The following is a 21,386-nucleotide window of genomic DNA, read 5'->3' as shown; positions in this document are numbered from 1 at the left end:
GAACTATTTTTGCGATTGCAAAGTTACAAAACAGAAAGAGATTAATTATGGCAATTATAATAACTGATGAATGTATAAACTGCGGGGCTTGCGAACCTGAATGTCCGAATACAGCAATTTATGAAGGTGCAGACGACTGGAAATATGCTGATGGAACCGATTTAACAGGTAATATTGTTTTACCTAATGGAAAATCTGCCAATGCAGATGAAGATCAAGAGCCAGTTTCAGATGAAATTTATTACATCGTTGTAGATAAATGTACAGAGTGTAAAGGTTTTCATGAAGAACCACAATGTGCTGCTGTTTGTCCTGTTGATTGTTGTGTTCCTGATGAAGATAATGTAGAAACAGAAGAAGAGCTATTGGCAAAACAACGTTTTATGCACAACGAATAGTAACTGTAGTAGTACTATAAGTATAAGAAATAATAGAACCTCGATATATTTCGAGGTTTTTTTATGAATAATAATCTATATTTGCACTCGCAAAATTTCAATAAAATAAAAGAATGAAAGCTGGAATTGTAGGATTACCAAACGTAGGGAAATCAACCTTGTTTAACTGTTTGTCAAATGCAAAAGCGCAGAGTGCAAACTTTCCGTTTTGTACCATTGAACCTAACTTAGGGGTGGTAAACGTACCAGATGCTCGTTTAGAAAAGCTAGAAGAACTAGTAAACCCTGAAAGAGTTTTACCTGCAACTGTTGAGATTGTGGATATCGCAGGATTGGTAAAAGGAGCGAGTAAAGGAGAAGGTTTGGGAAATCAGTTCTTAGCAAACATTCGTGAAACAGATGCTATTTTGCATGTGTTGCGTTGTTTTGATAATGATAATATTGTGCATGTAGATGGTTCTGTAGATCCTATTCGTGACAAAGAAACTATTGATATTGAGCTTCAGTTAAAGGATTTGGAAACTGTTCAAAAACGATTAGAGCGTGTAAAAAGAACGGCTAAAACGGGTAACAAAGAAGCCCAGGTAGAATTAGAAGTGCTATTGAAAGTAGAAGCGACTTTGTTAGAAGGTAAATCGGTACGCTCTATTGAGTTTACAGAAAAGGAAGAAGAGTTTGTGAAACCATTACAATTCATTACTGCAAAACCAGTTTTATATGTGTGTAATGTTGATGAAGATGCAGCAGTTTCAGGAAATGCGTATGTTGATAAAGTAAAGGAAGCAGTGGCACATGAAAATGCTGAAGTTATTGTATTGGCTGTTGGCACTGAAGCTGATATTACAGAATTAGATGACTACGAAGAGCGTCAAATGTTTTTGGCTGATATCGGATTAGAGGAAGCGGGAGTTTCTCGTTTAATTCGTTCAGCTTATACATTATTAAACTTACAAACCTATTTTACTGCTGGTGAAAAAGAAGTAAGAGCTTGGACGATTCCTATAGGAGCGACGGCACCGCAAGCTGCAGGGGTTATTCATACAGATTTTGAAAAAGGATTTATCCGTGCTGAGACTATTAGTTACGATGATTATGTAGCGTATGGTAGTGAAGCTAAGGTAAAAGAAGCGGGTAAAATGAGAGTAGAAGGGAAGGAGTATATTGTTAAAGATGGCGATATTATGCACTTTAGATTTAACGTGTAACTTTCTTCAATATTAAAACATAATATACACTCCACTAAAATTTGGTGGAGTTTTTTTGTGCCTTAGAATTCTGAGATGCTGTCTTATACTAGTCAATTTTAGTTCAATAAATCGTATTTTTAAAATCAATAACGTATTTTCAGTTTTTTAAAATTTATACTTAACAATTTAAAACTGTCGTACTATGCAAGTAGACAAACAAACATTTCAGTTTTTAAAAGACTTAAAAGAAAACAACAACCGTGAATGGTTTACAGCGCATAAATCTCGATTTATAGAAGCTCAAAATAATGCGAAAGCAGTTTATAAAACCATTCAAGATAACTTAAATAAACACGATGAAATAGATAAGCTAAAATTGTTTAGAATATACAGGGACGTCCGTTTTTCAAAAGATAAAACTCCTTATAAAACACATTTTGGAGGTTCTTTTCATAGAAAAAAGCCCGAACTAAGAGGTGGATATTATTTGCATATTTCTCCTGGAGATAGTTTTGTAGCTGGTGGTTTTTGGCAACCTGATGCAAAAGATCTTTTGCGTATTCGGAAAGAGTTTGAAGCCGATGCTTCTGAAATTAGAGAAATTTTAGAAGAAAAAAAATACGTACAACATTTTGGAGGTAAGTTAGAGGGAGAAGAGCTTAAAACTGCTCCTAAAGGGTTTGATAAACAGCATCCAGATATTGATTTAATTCGTAAAAAAGGCTATGTAGCTATGCAACGTTTCACAGATGAAGAAGTATTGGCTCCCGATTTTTTAACAAAAGTGGATGCTGCTTTTAAAGCACTACGCCCGTTTTTTAATTATATGAGTGAGGTACTTACTACAAATCTAAACGGAGAAAGTATGTTGGATTGATAAAATAGATCTCGAAATTACGGTAAAAAAATATAGTGAGTGATGCGTTCTAATTTTATCTTTCAGAGTCATCGTTAGAAATTACTACCGAATCTAAAAAACAAAAATAGCTTAGGAATTCGCCGAAATTACGGTATTATAATTTATTTAAAAATTCCGATAAATTATCTTCCGTACCCAAATTAAGCTTCCGTTTTAATCGATATCGAGCTGTTTCAACACTTCTTGGAGAGATGTTAATTAAAGTAGCTACTTCTTTAGTTTTGAGATTCAGTGATATATAAGCACAATGTTTTAAGTCGTTTACAGAAAGGTTAGGAGATATGTCTAATAATTTCTTAAAAAAACTAGGACGCGTTCTTTCAAATTGTAATTTAAAGTCTTGCCAAATTTCATCCTCATTCAAAATAGTTTTTAGCTGCGTTTTCACACCTCTAAGTTGTTTGGCACTCATAGAGGTGTCTTCCTCCAGTGCGTTAGAAATTTCTTTTACTACATTATCGATCGCATCTTTGTAAGTAGATACTTTAAAAGTTTTTGTAAATAGAGACCGCTGATTTATTTCTAGTAATTTTAAATTCTCTTCATTCTTTTGAGTGAGTTCTTCGTTTCTAGTTTCAATAGTAGTAATACTTTCTTTAAGTTTTACATTTAACTTTTTGATAGTTTTATAGTTTTTAGCGTTTTTGTAAGAAAGCATTAAAATCACAAGCATTAGTAAGGTAAAAACAACCAACGCTATAATAGCAAATCGTTGTCTTTCAATTTGAACCGCATTTAATTCGCTTTTTTGCTGAAGTTTTTCCAAGCGATTGTTCTTCGATTTTAAACTTAATAAATAGTTTATTTTAAAATCTTCAAATCGTTTTTTACTGCTTTTGTTTTCGACGTTTGCTCTTGCTTCCAGGACTTTTACTTTCATGGCAGCAGCTTTCTCTTTTTCTCCAATCGCATCTAAAGTCCACATTTTTCTCTCAAGAATAAGTTTATATCCTATATGATTTTCATTATTGTAGGTTAAACCTTTGTTATAATACTCCATAGCTTTGGGAGCATTTTTCTTCTTGTCAATATGAAAATATGCCCAACCCAAATAGGCGTAATCTACACTTTTAGAAGCGATATCACTTCCCTCGCTTTCAACCGCCAATTGATAGTACTTAAAAGCATCTTCATAAAGTTCTTTGTTAAAGTATCGATGACCAATTGTACGATAATTTATAGATAAGTATTGGTTTCCATATTCTTTTTTGTAGTCTGCACTCAGTAGTTCATAAGCAATATACTTCTCAAAATCGCCACTCAATTGAGATTCGACAACAGATAAAAGTGTGTAATTTCTAGATAATTCTAAGTTAAACGATAATGCTTTATTTTTTTCAATGGTTTCTAAAAGTATTGTTTTGGCAGTTTCATACTCTCCCGAGTAATAGTACGTAATTGCTAAACTCGAAGCTATTCTAGAATGATAAATACTCCATGGGTATTTTCTAGTTATACGCTCTAAAGTATAGGTTATTTCCTCTTTCTTTTCTTGAGGTGTATTTACAAGTACGGTTGGAGAAATACCATATATGAGAGCCTCACGCTCTAATTCTAACGAAGGCTTAAAACAATATTCTTCACTTCGCTTTACTTTTTTAGCTGCTTTATCAAAGGCGTTGTAGGTGTAATGAAAATAAGTTGTTAGTAAATCTATTTCAGCCATTAACGAATAACACTCCATGGCTTCTAAGGTTTTATAAAAACTCTCAAAAGCTTCCATTTTTTCGTAAGTATAATATTTTAAAAACTCTCCTTTTGCCATGTAATAGTCACTGAGATGTTTTGATAGGCTATCGGTTTGCTCTTGTAATTTTTTAGCCTCACTAATTAGTAAATCGCCGTTTGTGTATTCTACTTCTTTGATAGCCTTTACGAGAGTTGTTGTTTTTTTAGGAAGAGGAATACCTAACAAGTGCTTAGTAGATTTATCTGTTTTATTACAAGATAAAAACGTAATAATTATATAAAAAAAACAACAAATTAAAAACTTGCTGCCAATTGTTTTTCGATCGTACATAACATTGAGAAGTACTAAATAAGGTATACTAGTAATTTTGCATGTAATATAGACAATAATAGTAAAACTTGAAAATATTTTTATAGGAATAGCAGCACAAAATCATAGTTTTTGCTTACTAATTTTTCTCAGATAATTACTATAAGCTATTTTAAGTGTTTTAGCTTTAACTAAATTCAACACAATTTTCATTATAATAGCCTAGTTTCGGACAGTATTTCTAGTTCTTTTTTAAAATTATGATTGAAAGTAGCGAAGTTGTTGTGTACAATGACGTATTTTTGATACTACCACAACATCATAAAAGAAACTGAAACTACCTATCAACACATTAAAAGAAACAATATCTTTGCACTTCATAAATTTATAGAATGACAACATTTACCGCATTAGGAGTACGAAAAGAATATGTTAAGGGATTGAAAGAGTTAGGAATAATAACTCCTACTGAAGTACAAAAAGAAACCATCCCGTATTTACTAGAAAACAATTCAGATTTTATTGGATTGGCGCAAACAGGAACAGGTAAAACTGCTGCTTACGGCTTACCAATGCTCGATAAAATAGATGCCTCAAAAGCTACTGTTCAAGCCTTAATTTTATCACCAACAAGAGAACTGGTGCAACAGATAAAGAAGCAACTATTCAAATTTACGAAATATGTTGACGATAAAATTTTTATCGAAGCGGTGTATGGTGGAGAAAAGATTGAACGTCAAATTAATAATTTAAAAAGAACTACCCACATTATTGTGGCTACACCCGGACGCTTGATTGATTTAATTGAAAGAGGCGAAGTAGATTTGAAAAATATTAAAACCTTAGTACTTGACGAAGCTGATGAAATGCTGAGTATGGGTTTTAAACTAGAACTGAATCGAATTTTAAAGTACACTTCAGGTACTCGTAAAACATGGTTGTTTTCTGCTACCATGCCCGATGAAATACGAAGTATTATTAAAAAATACATGAATGCATCAGCAAAACAAGTTGAGGTAAACAAAAATGTATTGGTAAATGCCAATATTACACATCAGTTTGTAACCACAACGATTCCTGAAAAAACAGGTATTGTTGTTGCGTTTTTAGAAAAAAGACCTGCTGAAAGAGGTATTATTTTTTCAAGAACCAAAGCAGGAGCCCAAAAACTAACAAAAGAGTTAAAAGAAGAAGGTTTTTCGGTTGAAGCGTTGGAAGGAGATATGCAACAAAAAGAGCGTGATAAAGTAATGCGCGCTTTTAAAAACGGAAACCTTCAAGTATTGGTATCTACCGATGTTTCTGCCAGAGGTATCGATGTGCAAAACTTAGCGTTCGTGATTCATCATCAATTACCAGAGCAATTAGAATATTACACACACCGTAGCGGTAGAACAGCAAGAGCAGGAAAAAGAGGTGTTTCTTTAGCGTTAATTCTTCAAAATGAAAGAAATCGTTTAGCTGAAGTAGAAAGAACCTTGCAAATACAATTTTCTGAAATATCCATATAAATGGAAGTAATTTACGCCATAGACATTGCCGGAACCTTTGCTTTTGCCATTAGTGGAGCATTGGTAGCGATTCGAAAAAAGTTTGATGTTTTTGGAGTCATCATCATTGCTTTCGTGACCGCAGTAGGTGGTGGAATGATGCGAGATGTACTAATCAACGCACATCCTATTAACTGGATTGGAGATATTAATTATATCTGGACAATATTAACAGCCGTTGTGGTAACTTTCTTATTTAGAAGCAAGATAGCCCCTTTAAGAAAAACGATGTTTTTATTCGATACCATTGGTATCAGTGTATTTACTCTATTAGGTGTTCAAAAAGGACTTAATTTTAACCTACATCCATTCATAGCATTGGTAATGGGAATGTCCTCTGCAGTTATGGGAGGTGTAATTAGAGATGTGCTCACCAACGAAATTCCGTTGATTTTTCATAGAGAGATTTATGCCTCTGCCTGTTTAACAGGAGGGGTTGTATATTTACTTTTACATTCACTTAATATAAATGAAGATGCAGTGTTTGTAATTTCTGCAAGTATTATTATTCTTGTAAGAACGATAGCCGTACAATATAAATTAGAACTTCCGCGAATTAAAAAGGATATTTTTGGTAAATAATAACGATGGAAAAATTAGTTTTTGAAAATTTAGAACAACTTTCTAACATAGAAGGAAAACAATTGCCAGTAGGAGCGTGGTATACTGTAACCCAACAAATGATTAATGATTTTGCCAATGCTACACTCGATAAACAGTGGATTCATATTGATGAGGAAAAGGCAGCTAAATATTCTCCGACAAAAACAACCATAGCACATGGATTCATGTCTGTTTCTATGTTATCAGAACTAATCTCTAAACAATTTGAAGTTAAAAGTGTAACCATGGGCTTAAACTACGGATTGAATAAAGTTCGTTTTCCAAATCCGGTACCTGTAAATAGTGAATTGCGTCTAATGAGTTCTGTTAAACAAGTACAAGATTTTCACAGCGGTAAAAAGCTAACTTTTGATTGCACGATAGAAATAAAAGGACAAGAAAAACCAGCTTGCGTTGCAGAGTTTATTTTTGTGCTATTTGAGTAAAAAATGCTGCCTTGAAAAGACAGCATCAAATTGTATCGTTCTTAGTACTAAGACAGCTAACTTTTGGCTATTGCCTTTTTCGAATGTATTAATAAAAATACTCCAATAATGAGTACCATTATAGGTAAAAGAACGTTTCCTGGCCCGTATACTTCAGCCGCTTTACTTATAAATAAGTTACACAACATTTGAACAACAATAGTTGTTAAAGAGGTGAAAAAGTAGTTATACTTTCATCTTAAAATAATGTTAAATACAGGTAGTCGCTGTAACAACATTGGTAAACAATCGTCGTATATATACAAATTACTTAACAAGTATTGTTTAGTGATTCGTTAGTTTTTAATAGTTGATTGAAAGGAAAGGCTCGAGATATTATCCCGAGCCTTTTTTACTATAGTTACTTTTATAGCCTACTTTCTTTCTAGAAGAGCCATGTAAAAACCGTCGTAACCAGATACATGCGATAGTACTTTTTTATCTTTTACAAAGGCAAAATCTTTACCTGCATCAGAAGCTAAAAAGAAGGCTACTTGTTGTTGGTTTTCAGAAGGCAATACCGAGCAAGTGGCATACACCATTTTACCCCCTGGTTTTACCATTTTCGAGTACTGTTGTAATACCTCTTGTTGTGTACCACGAATCTCATCTAAAAACTCAGGTTGTAATTTCCATTTGCTATCAGGGTTTCTTCGGATGACTCCTAAACCAGAACACGGAGCGTCAATTAAAACTCTATCTACTTTTTCGTGTAGCTTCTTAATTACTTTCGTAGAATCAATTACACGAGTATCGATATTATGAGCACCATTTCTTCGAGCACGCACTTTTAGCTTTTTCAATTTACTTTCGTAAATATCCATGGCTATAATTTGTCCTTTATTTTTCATTAACGAGGCTAAGTGCAAGGTTTTACCACCCGCACCTGCACAGGTATCGACTACTTTCATTCCTGGTTCTACCTCTAAATAAGGTGCTACCAACTGCGATGAGGCATCTTGTACTTCAAACAACCCTTTTTTAAAAGCTTCCGTTTTAAAAACATTGGCCCTTTCTACTAATTTTAAAGCATCGTCATAGCCTTTGATAGTTTCAGTGTCAATTCCTTCAGAAGCTAATTGTTTTTGTAAATGAGTTTTTGTAGTATTTAACGTGTTTGTACGTAAAATAACCTCTGCTTGCTTATTCAATGCAGCTATTTCTTTCGTCCAAACTTCTTCTCCTAATTCTTGTACGCCTACTTCGTCCATCCAATCAGGAATAGACTCTCTGAACTTTCTTATTTTTAGTAGCTCATCAAATTTTCCTTTGATTCGTCTGGTAGGGGTAGGCTCAATTTGATTCCAATCAGGTAATTGAATTCCTTTTAACACGCACCAAACAGCAAACATTCTCCATAAATCAGGACGAGAATAGGGTGCTTTTACGTTGGCTATTTCAGCATACAAACGTTTCCAACGAACGATTTCGTAAATCGTTTCAGCAACGAACTTTCTATCACGTGCTCCCCAGCGTTTATCTCTCTTCAATGCTTTTTCAACAGCTTTATCGGCATACACATCTTCATTAAAAATATCGCGTAAGCTATCAATAACCGCGAAAACCAAGTTTCTATGTAATCTCATTTGATGAATTTAAGAGTGCAAAGATAGTTGATTTTAATGGCTTTTTGTATTTTCGTTCTTAATGAATTTAAACCATCCTGTAACATATATAAAAGGAGTCAGTACAGCTAGAGCAGCGTTGTTACATACCGAACTAGGAATTAAAACGTGTAATGACTTGTTGCATCTTTTTCCGTTTAGGTATATTGATAAAACACAGTTTTATACGATTAATCAGTTGCAACAAAATTCTGCCGAAGTACAAATTGTAGGAAAAATAACAGGTGTAAAAACTGTAAAGCAAAAAAGAGGCAGTAGGTTAGTGGCTACTTTTTCAGATGCTACAGGTACTATGGACTTGGTTTGGTTTAAAGGTGTAAAATGGATTAAAGATAGTTTACAGGTTAATGTTCCGTATGTAATTTATGGAAAACTCAATTGGTATAATGGTATTCCTAATATGCCACACCCAGAAATGGAAACAGTCAAAGAGTACAAAAGCAAGCTGCAAATGGCGATGCAACCCGTGTATCCTTCTACTGAAAAATTAAGTACAAAAGGAATAACTAATAAAGTCATGCGTACGATGATTCAGAGACTTGTTTCAGCAAGCGTATAATCAAATTGAAGAAACTTTTCCAGCTTATTTTATAGAGGAACATCAGTTTTTGGGTAAAAAGGAATCGCTATTAAACATTCACTTTCCGAAAAATCAAGAATTACTAGCCAAAGCACAATACCGATTGAAGTTTGAGGAGTTATTCTTTATTCAGTTGCAATTGCTACAGAAAAAACTCATTCGAAAATCAAAGCTCAAAGGTTTTGTTTTTGAACAGGTAGGAGATGAGTTTACCAACTTTTATAACCATCATTTACCTTTTGATTTAACCGAAGCTCAAAAAAGAGTATTGAAAGAAATTCGTAAAGACGTAGGGTCTGGTGCACACATGAATCGCTTGCTACAAGGTGATGTAGGTTCTGGTAAAACGATTGTAGCATTGTTAACGATGCTGTTAGCGATTGATAACGGTTATCAGGCGACAATCATGGCTCCCACCGAAATTTTAGCCATACAGCACTATAACGGAATAGTAGAATTATTAGAAAATACCGCTATTAAAGTTGAATTGCTTACAGGTTCTTCAAAAGTTAAAAAACGTAGAGAAATACATGAAGGCTTAGAAGATGGTTCGTTACACATTCTTATAGGAACGCATGCTATTTTAGAAGATAAAGTACAATTTAAAAACCTTGGTATTGCGATTATTGATGAGCAACATCGGTTTGGAGTAGCACAGAGACGAAAGTTATGGGAAAAAGGAAGCCCATCGCATGCAGGGGCTATTCCTCCACATATTTTGGTAATGACTGCGACACCGATACCGAGAACCTTGGCAATGTCGGTTTATGGCGATTTGGATATTTCTGTAATTGATGAACTGCCTCCTGGTCGTAAAGAAATTAAAACAGTACACCGTTATGATAGCAATCGGTTAGGTGTTTTTAAGTTTTTAAAAGATGAAATCGCTAAAGGACGGCAAGCCTATGTGGTATATCCTTTAATTCAAGAATCAGAAGCGATGGATTATAAGGATTTAATGGATGGTTACGAAAGTATTTCTCGGGAGTTTCCTCCTCCGAACTATCAAATAAGTATTGTTCATGGGCAAATGAAACCTGCTGATAAAGATTATGAAATGGAACGCTTTGCCAAAGGTGATACTCAAATTATGGTAGCCACTACGGTTATTGAAGTAGGGGTAAATGTACCCAATGCTTCTGTTATGGTAATTGAAAGTGCTGAACGTTTCGGATTAAGTCAATTGCATCAATTACGAGGTAGAGTGGGGCGTGGAGCAGAGCAGAGCTATTGTATTTTATTATCGAGTTATAAATTATCTTCTGATGGAAAAACGCGCTTACAAACCATGGTAGAAACTACCGACGGATTTAAAATAGCAGAAGTGGATTTAAAACTTCGAGGTCCTGGAAATATTATGGGAACGCAACAAAGTGGGGTGTTAAATCTTAAAATAGCAGATGTAGTTAAAGATAGTCCGATATTGCATAAAGCGCGTAAAGTGGCGATAGGCATACTACAAGAAGACCCTAACTTGTCAGAAACAAAAAACTCTAGTCTGCGAAAAGCTTATGAAAAACTTCGGAAAACAAGTGGGATTTGGAGTAATATTAGTTAGAGATATTGTTTTCTTTTAGTGCGTCTTATAACTAAAATAATATATAAAAGAAATACAACCTATCTGATTACTATTTATGTTTGTAATGTATGCGTAGTAACGCAGGTATCTATTCACTAACCTTCTAGTTTTTCAATTATACTATTTCAAAAGCAAAGGTCAAGATCATTCTAAAAGCTAGATAGTGCTTCAAACCTATACAACCATCTTAATTTTTTAAGTAATACCCAGTTTTCAATTTAAAAAATGTGCAGCAAAGTATTGTTATTCACAATATTCAAAATACTACACACTTCTTGTAGAATATTAGCATTTGAGCAAATACGAAAACAATAAGAAATCACAATAAAAAAAAGTCTCTCAACAAACAACTGTATTTTGAGAGACTTTTATAGCTTTACTTCTAATAAAAACTGTAGTGGTTATTTGATACCATTCATGCTTTAAAACCTGTAAGAGAGTCCTAAAATAATCTGATCTACTCGGGTGTCAAAATTAACAGTTCCAAATGTTGAGTCTACAAATTCAGCTTCGGTATCTGACAAAGCTCTTTCCCAGCGAACATCAATCCCTAGTTTACCAAACTCTACACCAGCACCAAGCTGTAAACCAACAGAAAATCCGTCAGAATTTATTTGTTTTAACTGTTCTATATCAAAATCAGAGTCTAAAATATACTGAAAGGAAGGACCAGCAAAAGCGTGTCCTACTTCTAAAAAATTAATTCCTAATAAGACAGGAATATCTATTTTTTGAACTTCATAAGTTACCTTTTGATTGTTTAAAGAGTTAACTAGTTTACCTTCAGGATAATATATTACTTCATTGTTTAATTGTGTGTATACTAACTCAGGTCTAACATACAGACCAGTAGTAGGAATTTTTATTCGCATCCATGCTCCTGCATGAAAACCGGTTTTACTTTTTGCTCCATCAAACACATCATCTTTTACATCAGAAAAAGAATCGGAGTTATAATTGATACCTCCTTTAATACCTCCTTGTAGTTGACTTTGTGCTAATTGTAAACCTCCTATTAGAAGGCACAATATAAAAATTGTTTTTTTCATTTATTATTATTTATACTTAGGTTAAACATTTTTTCTTATACAAAAACACATCACTTTTAACCAAAAAAGTGATGCATTTATTGTTTTGTGAGTGGTATTTATTTTCTTGAAATTACTTTTTCTACTGCTTTAATAATGGCTGCATCATCTAAACCATATTTTTCCATCAACTGATCTGGTGTAGCAGATTCACCAAAACTATCATTTACAGCGACAAACTCTTGCGGAGTAGGGTTGTTAGTGGCTAAACAACGAGCAACACTTTCACCTAAACCTCCATATTTATTATGTTCTTCGGCAGTAACGATACATTTTGTTTTAGCAACAGATTTCAAAATTGCTTCTTCATCTAAAGGTTTTATGGTGTGAATGTTTATCACTTCTGCGGTAATGCCTTTAGCTTCTAGTGCTTCGGCAGCCTCTAAAGCTTTCCATACCAAATGTCCTGTAGCTACAATAGTTACATCGTTTCCTTCTGTTAGTTGAATAGCTTTTCCTATTTCAAAAGGTTGATCGGTCATGAATACAGGTACTTTTGGTCTTCCAAAACGTAAGTAAACAGGCCCCTTATGTTCAGCAATTGCTAATGTTGCTGCTTTGGTTTGGCTGTAATCACAAGTATTAATTACGGTCATTCCTGGTAGCATTTTCATCAATCCAATATCTTCTAAAATTTGATGAGTTGCACCGTCTTCTCCTAGAGTTAATCCTGCATGAGAGGCACAAATTTTCACATTTTTGTCAGAATAAGCGACTGATTGACGAATTTGATCATAAACTCTACCAGTTGAAAAGTTAGCAAATGTACCCGTAAATGGAATTTTACCTCCAATGGTCAACCCAGCAGCAATTCCTATCATGTTTGCCTCTGCTATTCCTACTTGAAAAAAGCGTTCAGGATGATTTTCAGCAAATTCATTCATTTTTAAAGACCCTGTTAAGTCAGCACATAAAGCTACCACGTCAGGATTTTTTTGTCCTAACTCTGTTAAACCATCACCAAACCCAGAGCGGGTATCTTTTTTTTCTGTGTAAGTATATTTTTTCATTTAGTTTGTGTTGTGTAAATACGTGTCAAAAATAGTATTTTATAAAAAGGTAAAGTTACAATTTTGATAATTCTTTATAAAGTTTATGAACAGGAAATCCCATCACATTAAAATAACTTCCTTCAATTTTAGTAATTCCAATTTTTCCTATCCATTCTTGTATACCATAAGCACCAGCTTTATCGAAGGGTTTGTATGTTTGTATATAATAATCAATTTCTTCATCTAACAACTTTCTAAAGTGAACAATAGTGGTATCGTTCAAAGTATGTTGAAAAAAACTGCTAGTTATGCATATAGAAGTAATTACTTCATGAGTTGTTCCAGACAATTTTTTAAGCATTTGATAGGCTTCTTCATAGTTTTTTGGTTTTCCAAGTGCTTTGTTATCTATCCAAACAATGGTGTCAGATGTGATTAATAAATCATTTGATTTGAGTTCTTTTTTAAAAGGAATCGCTTTTAAATCTGCTAAATAATCAGTTATCTCGCTGTGCTTCAATTTATCTGGATACAGTTCTTCTACCTCTTTAGTATCAACTGTAAAGGAAATATCTAAACTTTTAAGCAGTGTTTGTCTTCTGGGTGATTTAGAAGCAAGAATCACATTGTATTTATGTAACTTAGCTGATAACATACTTAAAGTAATAAGCTATTATAGGAATACTTAATAATGCCAAAAATAAAAGAACTTTACCTGTAGCATATAGTTTTTTATAATCTTTTAGTTCTGAAGCATTCATAAGGCGGTAAATAAAATAAAGTTCTGGCAAGGTGCCCAGAAAAATAATAGTTTTTAAAATAAATTTATTTTCCATACAAGCAATAGCAATAGAAAGCACAAAAACAAAAACTATAATAGAAAGCATAAGTGCTATGTTTTTTGCTCTTTTTCGACCCAATACGATGGGTAATGTGTTTTGTTTGTTAAAGTTATCTTCATTAATATTAATAATATCTGTAATGATGCCTAAAACAATATTACTCAAAAAAGATATAATAGCATAGATGATGGTAATTAATTGGAGGTAATAAAGCAAATCCCATTGTTCTTTAGATAAATTAACAGGAGAATCAAACCACCACAAAGTAATAATAGCAAAAGGTTTTAAAAAAGAGGTAACGATATTGCTAAAAAAACTTTTTTTAGTATTATTTGTAGAGTACAGATATACTAAAATAGGACAAATAATAAATATAAGGCTATAGTGTATTTTATCTATTTTAAAAGATAATAAGACACCTATTAAAATACCGATAAGCATCAAGTAAATAGAAACCTTCTTTACTTTTTGTAAAGAAAGATTTGTTTTTTTCTGCGGAGTTCTAAATAGAAATCGTGTTAAGTAGCCAGAAGCTAAAAAGAAGATACTTGATAATGATAATAAGCCTAAGTCAAAAAATGAAAGTGTTGTTTCAAAACCATAACCATATAAAAAACAAAACTTAAATAAAAAGAGGATAAAAACAAAGTATACTATTTTTTTCCACTGAATTATATTTAGAATAGAGTCACTCATTAATTAAAAGACTTTTTTATTCTAGCTAAATCTCGTTTGTTATCACGATCTTTAATAGTTTGTCTTTTATCATGAGTTTTCTTTCCTTTGGCAAGAGCGATGTCTAATTTAGCCCATCCGTTTTCGTTTATAAATAAGCGTAAAGGCACAATAGTACTTCCTTTAGCTTCAACTTCTTTCTCAAGTTTTTTTAATTCTCGTTTGTTTAATAACAAACGGCGCTCACTCTTAGGTTTATGGTTATAATGGTTTCCGAAAGCATATTCTTCAATATACATGTTTACTACAAAAAGTTCTCCGCGATCATTAAATTCACAAAAACTTTCGGTAATTCGAGCTTTGCTTTGCCGAATAGATTTAATCTCTGTACCTGTAAGTTGAATACCCGCAGTATATTTATCTAGTATCTCGTATTCAAATCGAGCTTTTTTATTCTGTATGTTGATCTTTTTTTGCATAAATAGAACACAAATATAACTATATTTTTAAGTTGTTAAATAAAATTATTAAGCTATGATTTTAATACTATTTTTTGTGTTAAACTTAACAAGTTAAGTTCATAAATACTCCTAAATTTGTTTGCTAAACTAAAGATGAATACAAACCAAAATCTATGCGATATTTATATATTTTACTACTTTTACTAATAGTTTCATGCAAACCAAAATTCACTGCTCAAGAAATCATAGATAAGTCAATAGAGTATTCAAAATTGAATACCATAGAAAATGCGACAATTTCTTTTAACTTCAGGAAAAATCATTACATAGCTACTAGAAACAGAGGTGTATTTGAATTGATTAGAGTGATAAAGAATGATTCTTCAGAGATAAGAGATATAGTATCGAATGATGGTTTTAAACGTTTTGTAAACGATAGCTTGGTAGAATTATTGGAAAAAGATAAAAACCGTTATAGCAATTCGGTAAATTCAGTTCATTATTTTTCAGTAGTACCATTTGGACTAAATGATAAAGCGGTTCAAAAGAAGTTGCTAGAACCTGTTACAATTAAAGGAAAAGAATATTATAAAGTTAAAATTACCTTTACAGAAGAGGGTGGAGGAGAAGACTTTGACGATGTATTTATCTATTGGTTTGCTAAAGATAACTTTCAGTTAGATTATGTAGCATATAAATACCATACGAATGGAGGCGGAGTGCGTTTTAGAGATATAAAAGAAGAAAAAGTAGTGAATGGAATCCGTTTTGTAGATTATAATAATTACAAACCTTTAAATAAGAATGTAGATTTTTATGCGATTGATAAGTTGTATGAAGAAGATAAACTGAAAAAGCTTTCTGAAATCATTTTAGAAGAAATTGCAGTTACTGGCTCGTAGTTATTTATAACGATAGAAATATAAAATATCGAGTGTTTTAAATAAAAACACTCGGTATTATTGTTTAACTGTCTCAGTTTACTCAACCGTAATTAGTTTTGCTGGCTTGGGTTTTACTACTTCTAATTTAGGAATGCTAATTTTTAGCTCCCCATTTTTGTAGGTAGCTGTAATTTTTTCACTATCAACAATTCCTTTAGGTAATGTAAAACTTCTTTTAAACGACATGTAACTGTATTCTTTTCGAGTATAGTTATCGTTTGTATCTTCTTTATTCTCTTGTTTTTCAGAAGAAATAGTTAATACATCATTTTCAAGATTTACTTGAAAATCTTCCTTGTTCATGCCAGGGGCAGCTACATCAACTGTAAATTCATTTTCATTTTCTTTTATGTTTACAGCTGGTAAGGTAGTATTTGTATCTGAGAAATTTAAAGTTGACCAGTCTCTAAAAAAATCATTAAAGACATTTGGTAACGTTGGAAAATCAGTTCTTTTTAATAACATAACTTTACATTTTTTAAATTAAACATTAATTTGAATGCTATAGTTCAAAAAAAATACCAATTCAAAAAAGTGACATTTTTTCACTAATTCTAATGAAAAAATGTCACTTTACTTATTGATTAACAATTATTTAAGTGTTTTTAATTGTTAACTAAATCAGATTGATTTCTAAATACCAGTTCGTCATCAAAAGCATCGAGTAAAATAATGCTATCGGTAGTTACTCTTCCTGATAGAATTTCTTTAGACAATTGATTTAAAACCTCTTTTTGAATAACCCGTTTTACAGGGCGTGCACCAAACTCTGGTTGATACCCTTTTGCCGCTAAGTAATCTATAGCTTCATCGGTCGCATCAAATGTAATATTTTGCTGCGCAATCATCTTTTTAACACTATTCAGTTGTAGTTTTACAATTTCTTTAATGTTATCTTCTGATAATGGAGTGAACATGATAATATCGTCAATTCTATTCAAGAATTCAGGTCTTACCGATTGTTTCAATAGCCCTAAAACTTCTGTTTTTGCTAAATCAAGGGTCGTATAAATATCTCCTTTCATATTATCGAACTTCTCTTGAATAATATGGCTTCCCATATTAGAGGTCATGATAATAATAGTGTTTTTAAAATCGGCAACACGTCCTTTATTATCAGTCAATCTACCTTCATCTAATACTTGCAATAAGATATTAAATGTATCGGGATGTGCCTTTTCAATCTCATCTAATAACACTACTGAATAGGGTTTTCTTCTAACAGCCTCTGTTAATTGTCCACCTTCATCATAACCAACATATCCTGGAGGTGCTCCCACCAATCTACTTACTGAGTGACGCTCTTGATATTCACTCATGTCAATACGCGTCATGGCATTTTCATCGTCAAATAAATACTCAGCAAGCGCTTTCGCTAATTCTGTTTTACCAACTCCTGTTGTTCCCAAGAACAAGAACGAACCAATAGGCTTATTAGGATTTTGCAAACCAGATCTTGAACGACGAACGGCATCTGAAACCGCTTCAATAGCTTCTTCTTGACCAACGACACGTTTGTGTAGTTCGTCTTCTAATTTTAATAACTTTTCACGCTCTGATTGTAACATTTTAGTCACAGGAACCCCGGTCCATTTTGCTACAACTTCAGCAATATCGTCATAGGTAACTTCTTCTTTAATTAAAGAGTTTTCTTGTTGACTTGCTAAAATTTCTTGTTGTTTGTCAAGTGCTTCTTGCGCTTCTTTTATTTTTCCGTAGCGCAATTCAGCTACTTTACCATAATCACCATTACGTTCCGCTTTTTCAGCTTCGTGTTTGTAGTTTTCAATATCCGTTTTTAAGTTCTGAATCGTATCTACTACACTTTTCTCAGATTGCCATTTTGCATTGATTTCATTACGCTCTTCTTTTAAATTAGCTAAATCAGCATTTAAAGATTTTAACTTAGTTTCATCATTTTCACGTTTAATTGCTTCAATTTCAATCTCTAGCTGCATAATTTTACGGTCAAGTACGTCTAATTCTTCTGGTTTAGAATTAATTTCCATACGTAATTTAGAAGCAGCTTCGTCCATTAAATCAATCGCCTTGTCTGGCAAAAAACGGTTGGTAATATAGCGTTGTGATAATTCTACGGCGCCAATAATAGCTTCGTCTTTTATACGAACTTTATGGTGTGTTTCATATTTATCTTTAATACCACGTAAAATAGAAATAGCACTTTCTGTATCCGGTTCATCTACCAGTACTTTTTGAAAACGACGCTCTAAAGCCTTATCCTTTTCAAAATACTTTTGGTACTCATCTAAGGTAGTAGCTCCAATAGCTCTCAATTCTCCACGAGCTAAAGCTGGCTTTAAGATATTCGCAGCATCCATGGCTCCTTGCCCGCCTCCAGCACCTACTAGCGTGTGAATCTCATCAATAAATAATACGATGTCTCCTTCGGATGTTGTAACTTCTTTTACGACAGATTTCAAACGCTCTTCAAATTCACCTTTATATTTTGCACCTGCAATCAATGCCCCCATATCTAAAGAAAAAATTTGTTTATCCTTTAGATTTTCAGGAACATCACCACGGATAATTCGATGAGCCAAACCTTCAGCAATCGCCGTTTTACCTGTACCAGGTTCACCAACTAGAATTGGATTGTTCTTGGTTCTACGAGATAAAATTTGTAATAAACGTCTAATTTCTTCGTCGCGACCAATTACGGGGTCTAATTTTCCGTCTTGTGCTAATTGGTTTAAGTTTTTAGCATACTTGTTTAAAGAGTTGTACGTTTCTTCGGCACTTTGCGATGTTACACGGTTTCCTTTGCGCAACTCTTCAATGGCTGCTTGCAAATTTTTCTCAGAAACTCCTTGATCTTTTAATACCTGTGCTATTTGACTTTTCGATTTGAAAATAGCCAAGATTAGGTGTTCAATAGATACGTATTCATCGTTCATTTTTTTGGCGATGATAGCGGCTTCATTCAGTGTTTTATTTGCTTCACGAGAAAGCATTAAATCAGCACCCGTAACTTTAGGAAAACTCTCTAATTGCTTATCTACTACTTGTTGTATAACCTCAATATTAATATTGAGTTTCTTTAAAATGAAAGGAAGCACATTTTCATCGACTAAAAATAAAGCTTTAAAAATGTGTTCATTTTCTATAAGGTTGTGACCATAACTTTGCGCTAATTGTTGCGCTTGTTGTATGGTTTCTTGTGATTTTATTGTATAATTGTTAAAATTCATATCGTTTTTATTTTTTTATCTCTAAAAGTCAAATTCAATACCAATTGATTTTTTTTCTAAATAAGCGACATTTTGTCTTTAAAATTTAAAAATAAGTGACTTTTTGACTGTTTTGGAGTGGTTAAAAATAATAGTGCTATTAAATTAAGTAATTTATGGGAGTTTTTGATAGTTTTTTTGGAAAGAAAAATACTAGTAAAAAAGAGGAGGAATCATTTATTAATTGGATTCCATTAACCTCGTTGGAGCAGATAGAAGAGATAAAAAAAATATCTGAGAAAGAACCAGTTGCTATTTTTAAACATTCAACAAGATGCGGTATAAGCAGTATGGTAATTAAACGTTTTATAAGTAGTTTTGATGAGGAGCTTAAAGATTTTAAAGTATATTATCTCGACTTGCTTAATTATAGAGATATTTCTAATGAAATCGGGTATACATTTCAGGTTTTACACCAATCTCCTCAGTTGTTGGTAATTAAAAACAGAGAAGTAATTTCGCATGCTTCTCATTATGATATTGCCCGTATTGATCTGAAAAAAATCTAAAAAAGATGCCAATTTTAATGGAATTTCCTTAAATACCTCGTATTTTTGCGCATTTCAAAATTATAGAGATTTGAGTAACGACACAACCACTTCACAACAAAAGAAAGGGAAAAATCTATACGATTATCAAAAAGAAGCATTGCACAAAATTTTTAAAAGTTTTGAGAATGCCCCCGAAAATTACCACCTACTTTATCAACTACCTACAGGAGGAGGAAAGACAGTTATTTTCTCTGAAATCACCCGTCAATATTTAAAACATTATCAGAAAAAAGTGTTGATAATGACGCACCGAATAGAACTGTGTAAACAAACGGCAAAAATGTTGAAGGAGTTTAATGTGGTGAATAAAATTATCGATAGTAAGGCAAGCCTAGACGATCAAGATGAATTTGATTGCTTCGTAGCGATGGTAGAAACCTTAAACAATCGCTTGAATGACGATATGTTAGATATATCTGACGTAGGTTTGGTAATTATTGACGAGGCTCACTACAATTCGTTTACGAAACTGTTTAAGTTTTTCGATAGTTCTTTTATACTTGGAGTTACAGCTACCCCTTTAAGTTCAAATATTAAGCTTCCTATGAAGGATAACTACGATGAACTTATTGATGGAGAAAGTATTGGAGCCTTAATTAAAAATGAATATTTAGCTAAGGCAAATATTTACTCTTATAATGTAGGGTTAACTTCGTTAGAAGTAGGAGCAAATGGAGATTATACCGTAAAATCTTCAGAAGATTTATATACAAATACAGATATGCTTTCTAAGCTTTTACAGGCTTATGAAGAACGAGCAAAAGGAACTAAAACGCTAATTTTTAACAACGGTATCAATACCTCATTGCACGTATTTGATACGTTTAAGAGAGCAGGATACCCAATTGCACACTTAGATAACACAAACACTAAAAAAGAACGTGATTTTATTTTAAAATGGTTTCATAAAACGCCAAATGCCATTATTACGTCGGTTAGTATTTTAACAACAGGGTTCGACGAGCCAACTGTAGAGTCGATTATACTGAATCGAGCTACGAAATCGCTAACACTTTATTATCAGATGATTGGTAGAGGTTCTCGTATTTTACCTGGAAAATCTGAATTTAATGTAATTGATTTAGGAAATAACTTCCATCGTTTTGGTCCTTGGGGAGCTGATTTAGACTGGCAAAAAATGTTTAGATCCCCGAATTTTTACTTAGATAGTTTGTTATCGGATGAAGAAATTGAGAGTGACTTTAGATATGAGTTGCCAGCAGAAATAAAGGCTGAATTTTCGAATACTGAAGATTTGTATTTCGATATTAAAAAAGTATACAGAGATACGATTCAAAGTGGTGAATCTTCAAAAAGAGTCTTAGAAAAATCAATTGAGCATCATGCTAAGATGTGTGTTGAAAACAGTGAAGATGTTTTTGATGCATTGATTTTAGCAAAAAAACTAGGAGGGGAGATTGACGATAGGATTTTTAGGTATTCTAAATGTATCGCGAAAAGTACACACAACTTCATTGAGTGGTTGCAAGACGATTATCGTAAAAAGTTGAATAGTTATTTACGTAGTAATTTTGATGAAGTGTATGAGCAGATTCATGGACATCCACCTCCAGAAGAAGATTAAAATGGCTATGATGCCAAAAATAAGTATAATAAAAAACCAGTTCTCGAGAACTGGTTTTTTATTATACTATACTTA

General features: G+C 32.9%; 18 protein-coding genes and 1 pseudogene. 10 read left to right on the top strand and 9 right to left on the bottom strand.

The features are described from left to right. Positions 1–47 precede the first annotated feature (47 nt). The 3 genes from P8625_RS04805 to P8625_RS04795 all read left to right on the top strand — a co-directional run bounded on the left by P8625_RS04805 (position 48) and on the right by P8625_RS04795 (position 2,462). Positions 48–398 (top strand): 4Fe-4S dicluster domain-containing protein, encoded by a 351-nt coding sequence (locus tag P8625_RS04805; RefSeq protein WP_279652350.1) that lies wholly within the window; start codon positions 48–50, stop codon positions 396–398. Between the two features lie 113 nt (positions 399–511). Next, the gene (gene ychF, locus P8625_RS04800; RefSeq protein WP_279652349.1) at positions 512–1,603 is read left to right on the top strand and encodes a redox-regulated ATPase YchF; all 1,092 of its coding nucleotides are present in this window, start codon (positions 512–514) and stop codon (positions 1,601–1,603) included. Between the two features lie 184 nt (positions 1,604–1,787). Continuing rightward, on the top strand, positions 1,788–2,462 hold the full coding sequence (locus tag P8625_RS04795) for a DUF2461 domain-containing protein (RefSeq protein ID WP_279652348.1): 675 nt from the start codon (positions 1,788–1,790) through the stop codon (positions 2,460–2,462). A 136-nt stretch (positions 2,463–2,598) separates the two neighbouring features. Here the strand turns inward: P8625_RS04795 and P8625_RS04790 are convergent, their stop codons facing one another. Further along, on the bottom strand, positions 2,599–4,419 hold the full coding sequence (locus P8625_RS04790) for a hypothetical protein (protein ID WP_279652347.1): 1,821 nt from the start codon (positions 4,417–4,419) through the stop codon (positions 2,599–2,601). Positions 4,420–4,895: 476 nt separating this feature from the next. Here P8625_RS04790 and P8625_RS04785 point away from each other — a divergent pair, with 476 nt between their 5' ends. The 3 genes from P8625_RS04785 to P8625_RS04775 are packed head-to-tail and all read left to right on the top strand — an operon-like array spanning position 4,896 to position 7,102. Continuing rightward, positions 4,896–6,014: a DEAD/DEAH box helicase gene (locus P8625_RS04785; protein ID WP_279652346.1), complete on the top strand. Its 1,119-nt coding sequence runs from the start codon at positions 4,896–4,898 to the stop codon at positions 6,012–6,014. Beyond that, positions 6,015–6,635, top strand: a complete 621-nt coding sequence (locus tag P8625_RS04780) for a trimeric intracellular cation channel family protein (protein ID WP_279652345.1) — start codon at positions 6,015–6,017, stop codon at positions 6,633–6,635. It abuts the gene before it with no gap. A gap of 5 nt (positions 6,636–6,640) precedes the next feature. Beyond that, positions 6,641–7,102 carry a MaoC family dehydratase gene (locus P8625_RS04775; protein WP_279652344.1) on the top strand — a complete coding sequence of 154 codons (462 nt, stop codon included), beginning with the start codon at positions 6,641–6,643 and terminating at the stop codon, positions 7,100–7,102. A 413-nt stretch (positions 7,103–7,515) separates the two neighbouring features. Here P8625_RS04775 and P8625_RS04770 read toward each other — a convergent pair whose 3' ends face one another. Next, the gene (locus P8625_RS04770) at positions 7,516–8,727 is read right to left on the bottom strand and encodes an RsmB/NOP family class I SAM-dependent RNA methyltransferase (protein ID WP_279652343.1); all 1,212 of its coding nucleotides are present in this window, start codon (positions 8,725–8,727) and stop codon (positions 7,516–7,518) included. Positions 8,728–8,788: 61 nt separating this feature from the next. Here P8625_RS04770 and recG point away from each other — a divergent pair. Then, positions 8,789–10,904, top strand: a pseudogene (recG, locus tag P8625_RS04765) (ATP-dependent DNA helicase RecG). A 443-nt stretch (positions 10,905–11,347) separates the two neighbouring features. Here recG and P8625_RS04760 read toward each other — a convergent pair. From P8625_RS04760 to smpB, 5 genes are all read right to left on the bottom strand, one after another. Next, positions 11,348–11,974, bottom strand: coding sequence for a porin family protein (locus P8625_RS04760; protein ID WP_279652342.1), 627 nt, complete (start codon positions 11,972–11,974; stop codon positions 11,348–11,350). 98 nt (positions 11,975–12,072) lie between these two features. Next, on the bottom strand, positions 12,073–13,023 hold the full coding sequence (locus P8625_RS04755; RefSeq protein ID WP_279652341.1) for a transketolase family protein: 951 nt from the start codon (positions 13,021–13,023) through the stop codon (positions 12,073–12,075). A 55-nt stretch (positions 13,024–13,078) separates the two neighbouring features. Beyond that, entirely contained in the window at positions 13,079–13,660 is a 582-nt protein-coding gene (locus tag P8625_RS04750; protein WP_279652340.1) for a Maf-like protein, read from the bottom strand. Then, a complete protein-coding gene (locus P8625_RS04745) occupies positions 13,647–14,288 on the bottom strand; it encodes a UbiA prenyltransferase family protein (protein WP_407704762.1) in 642 nt (213 codons plus the stop codon). Before P8625_RS04745 ends, P8625_RS04750 begins: the two co-directional genes overlap by 14 nt. A gap of 254 nt (positions 14,289–14,542) precedes the next feature. Then, positions 14,543–15,001: an SsrA-binding protein SmpB gene (smpB, locus tag P8625_RS04740; protein WP_279652338.1), complete on the bottom strand. Its 459-nt coding sequence runs from the start codon at positions 14,999–15,001 to the stop codon at positions 14,543–14,545. 155 nt (positions 15,002–15,156) lie between these two features. On the opposite strand from smpB, the gene P8625_RS04735 reads away from it, so the two are divergent. Further along, positions 15,157–15,885: a DUF6503 family protein gene (locus P8625_RS04735; RefSeq protein ID WP_279652337.1), complete on the top strand. Its 729-nt coding sequence runs from the start codon at positions 15,157–15,159 to the stop codon at positions 15,883–15,885. Between the two features lie 78 nt (positions 15,886–15,963). Here P8625_RS04735 and P8625_RS04730 read toward each other — a convergent pair whose 3' ends face one another. Together P8625_RS04730 and clpB are read right to left on the bottom strand one after the other, a co-directional pair. Continuing rightward, a complete protein-coding gene (locus P8625_RS04730) occupies positions 15,964–16,392 on the bottom strand; it encodes an Hsp20/alpha crystallin family protein (RefSeq protein WP_279652336.1) in 429 nt (142 codons plus the stop codon). A 140-nt stretch (positions 16,393–16,532) separates the two neighbouring features. Next, complete coding sequence (gene clpB / locus P8625_RS04725; protein WP_279652335.1) at positions 16,533–19,136, bottom strand: ATP-dependent chaperone ClpB; 2,604 nt, start codon at positions 19,134–19,136, stop codon at positions 16,533–16,535. A 155-nt stretch (positions 19,137–19,291) separates the two neighbouring features. On the opposite strand from clpB, the gene ytxJ reads away from it, so the two are divergent. Together ytxJ and P8625_RS04715 are read left to right on the top strand one after the other, a co-directional pair. Then, the gene (gene ytxJ / locus P8625_RS04720; protein ID WP_279652334.1) at positions 19,292–19,684 is read left to right on the top strand and encodes a bacillithiol system redox-active protein YtxJ; all 393 of its coding nucleotides are present in this window, start codon (positions 19,292–19,294) and stop codon (positions 19,682–19,684) included. Positions 19,685–19,754: 70 nt separating this feature from the next. Further along, the gene (locus tag P8625_RS04715) at positions 19,755–21,311 is read left to right on the top strand and encodes a DEAD/DEAH box helicase (RefSeq protein WP_279652333.1); all 1,557 of its coding nucleotides are present in this window, start codon (positions 19,755–19,757) and stop codon (positions 21,309–21,311) included. Positions 21,312–21,386 lie beyond the last annotated feature (75 nt).

This window comes from Tenacibaculum tangerinum (assembly GCF_029853675.1).
GTDB classification, from domain to species: domain Bacteria; phylum Bacteroidota; class Bacteroidia; order Flavobacteriales; family Flavobacteriaceae; genus Polaribacter; species Polaribacter tangerinum_A.
This window is presented reverse-complemented; position numbering and strand designations above follow the sequence as displayed.

Coding starts and splice junctions, on each gene's coding strand:
- P8625_RS04775 (WP_279652344.1), top strand. CDS start 6,641: ATGGAAAAATTAGTTTTTGAAAATTTAGAACAACTTTCTAACATAGAA.
- P8625_RS04735 (WP_279652337.1), top strand. CDS start 15,157: ATGCGATATTTATATATTTTACTACTTTTACTAATAGTTTCATGCAAA.
- P8625_RS04760 (WP_279652342.1), bottom strand. CDS start 11,974: ATGAAAAAAACAATTTTTATATTGTGCCTTCTAATAGGAGGTTTACAA.
- P8625_RS04770 (WP_279652343.1), bottom strand. CDS start 8,727: ATGAGATTACATAGAAACTTGGTTTTCGCGGTTATTGATAGCTTACGC.
- ytxJ (WP_279652334.1), top strand. CDS start 19,292: ATGGGAGTTTTTGATAGTTTTTTTGGAAAGAAAAATACTAGTAAAAAA.
- P8625_RS04750 (WP_279652340.1), bottom strand. CDS start 13,660: ATGTTATCAGCTAAGTTACATAAATACAATGTGATTCTTGCTTCTAAA.
- smpB (WP_279652338.1), bottom strand. CDS start 15,001: ATGCAAAAAAAGATCAACATACAGAATAAAAAAGCTCGATTTGAATAC.
- P8625_RS04785 (WP_279652346.1), top strand. CDS start 4,896: ATGACAACATTTACCGCATTAGGAGTACGAAAAGAATATGTTAAGGGA.
- P8625_RS04730 (WP_279652336.1), bottom strand. CDS start 16,392: ATGTTATTAAAAAGAACTGATTTTCCAACGTTACCAAATGTCTTTAAT.
- P8625_RS04745 (WP_407704762.1), bottom strand. CDS start 14,288: ATGCTTATCGGTATTTTAATAGGTGTCTTATTATCTTTTAAAATAGAT.
- P8625_RS04805 (WP_279652350.1), top strand. CDS start 48: ATGGCAATTATAATAACTGATGAATGTATAAACTGCGGGGCTTGCGAA.
- P8625_RS04795 (WP_279652348.1), top strand. CDS start 1,788: ATGCAAGTAGACAAACAAACATTTCAGTTTTTAAAAGACTTAAAAGAA.
- P8625_RS04780 (WP_279652345.1), top strand. CDS start 6,015: ATGGAAGTAATTTACGCCATAGACATTGCCGGAACCTTTGCTTTTGCC.
- clpB (WP_279652335.1), bottom strand. CDS start 19,136: ATGAATTTTAACAATTATACAATAAAATCACAAGAAACCATACAACAA.
- P8625_RS04755 (WP_279652341.1), bottom strand. CDS start 13,023: ATGAAAAAATATACTTACACAGAAAAAAAAGATACCCGCTCTGGGTTT.
- ychF (WP_279652349.1), top strand. CDS start 512: ATGAAAGCTGGAATTGTAGGATTACCAAACGTAGGGAAATCAACCTTG.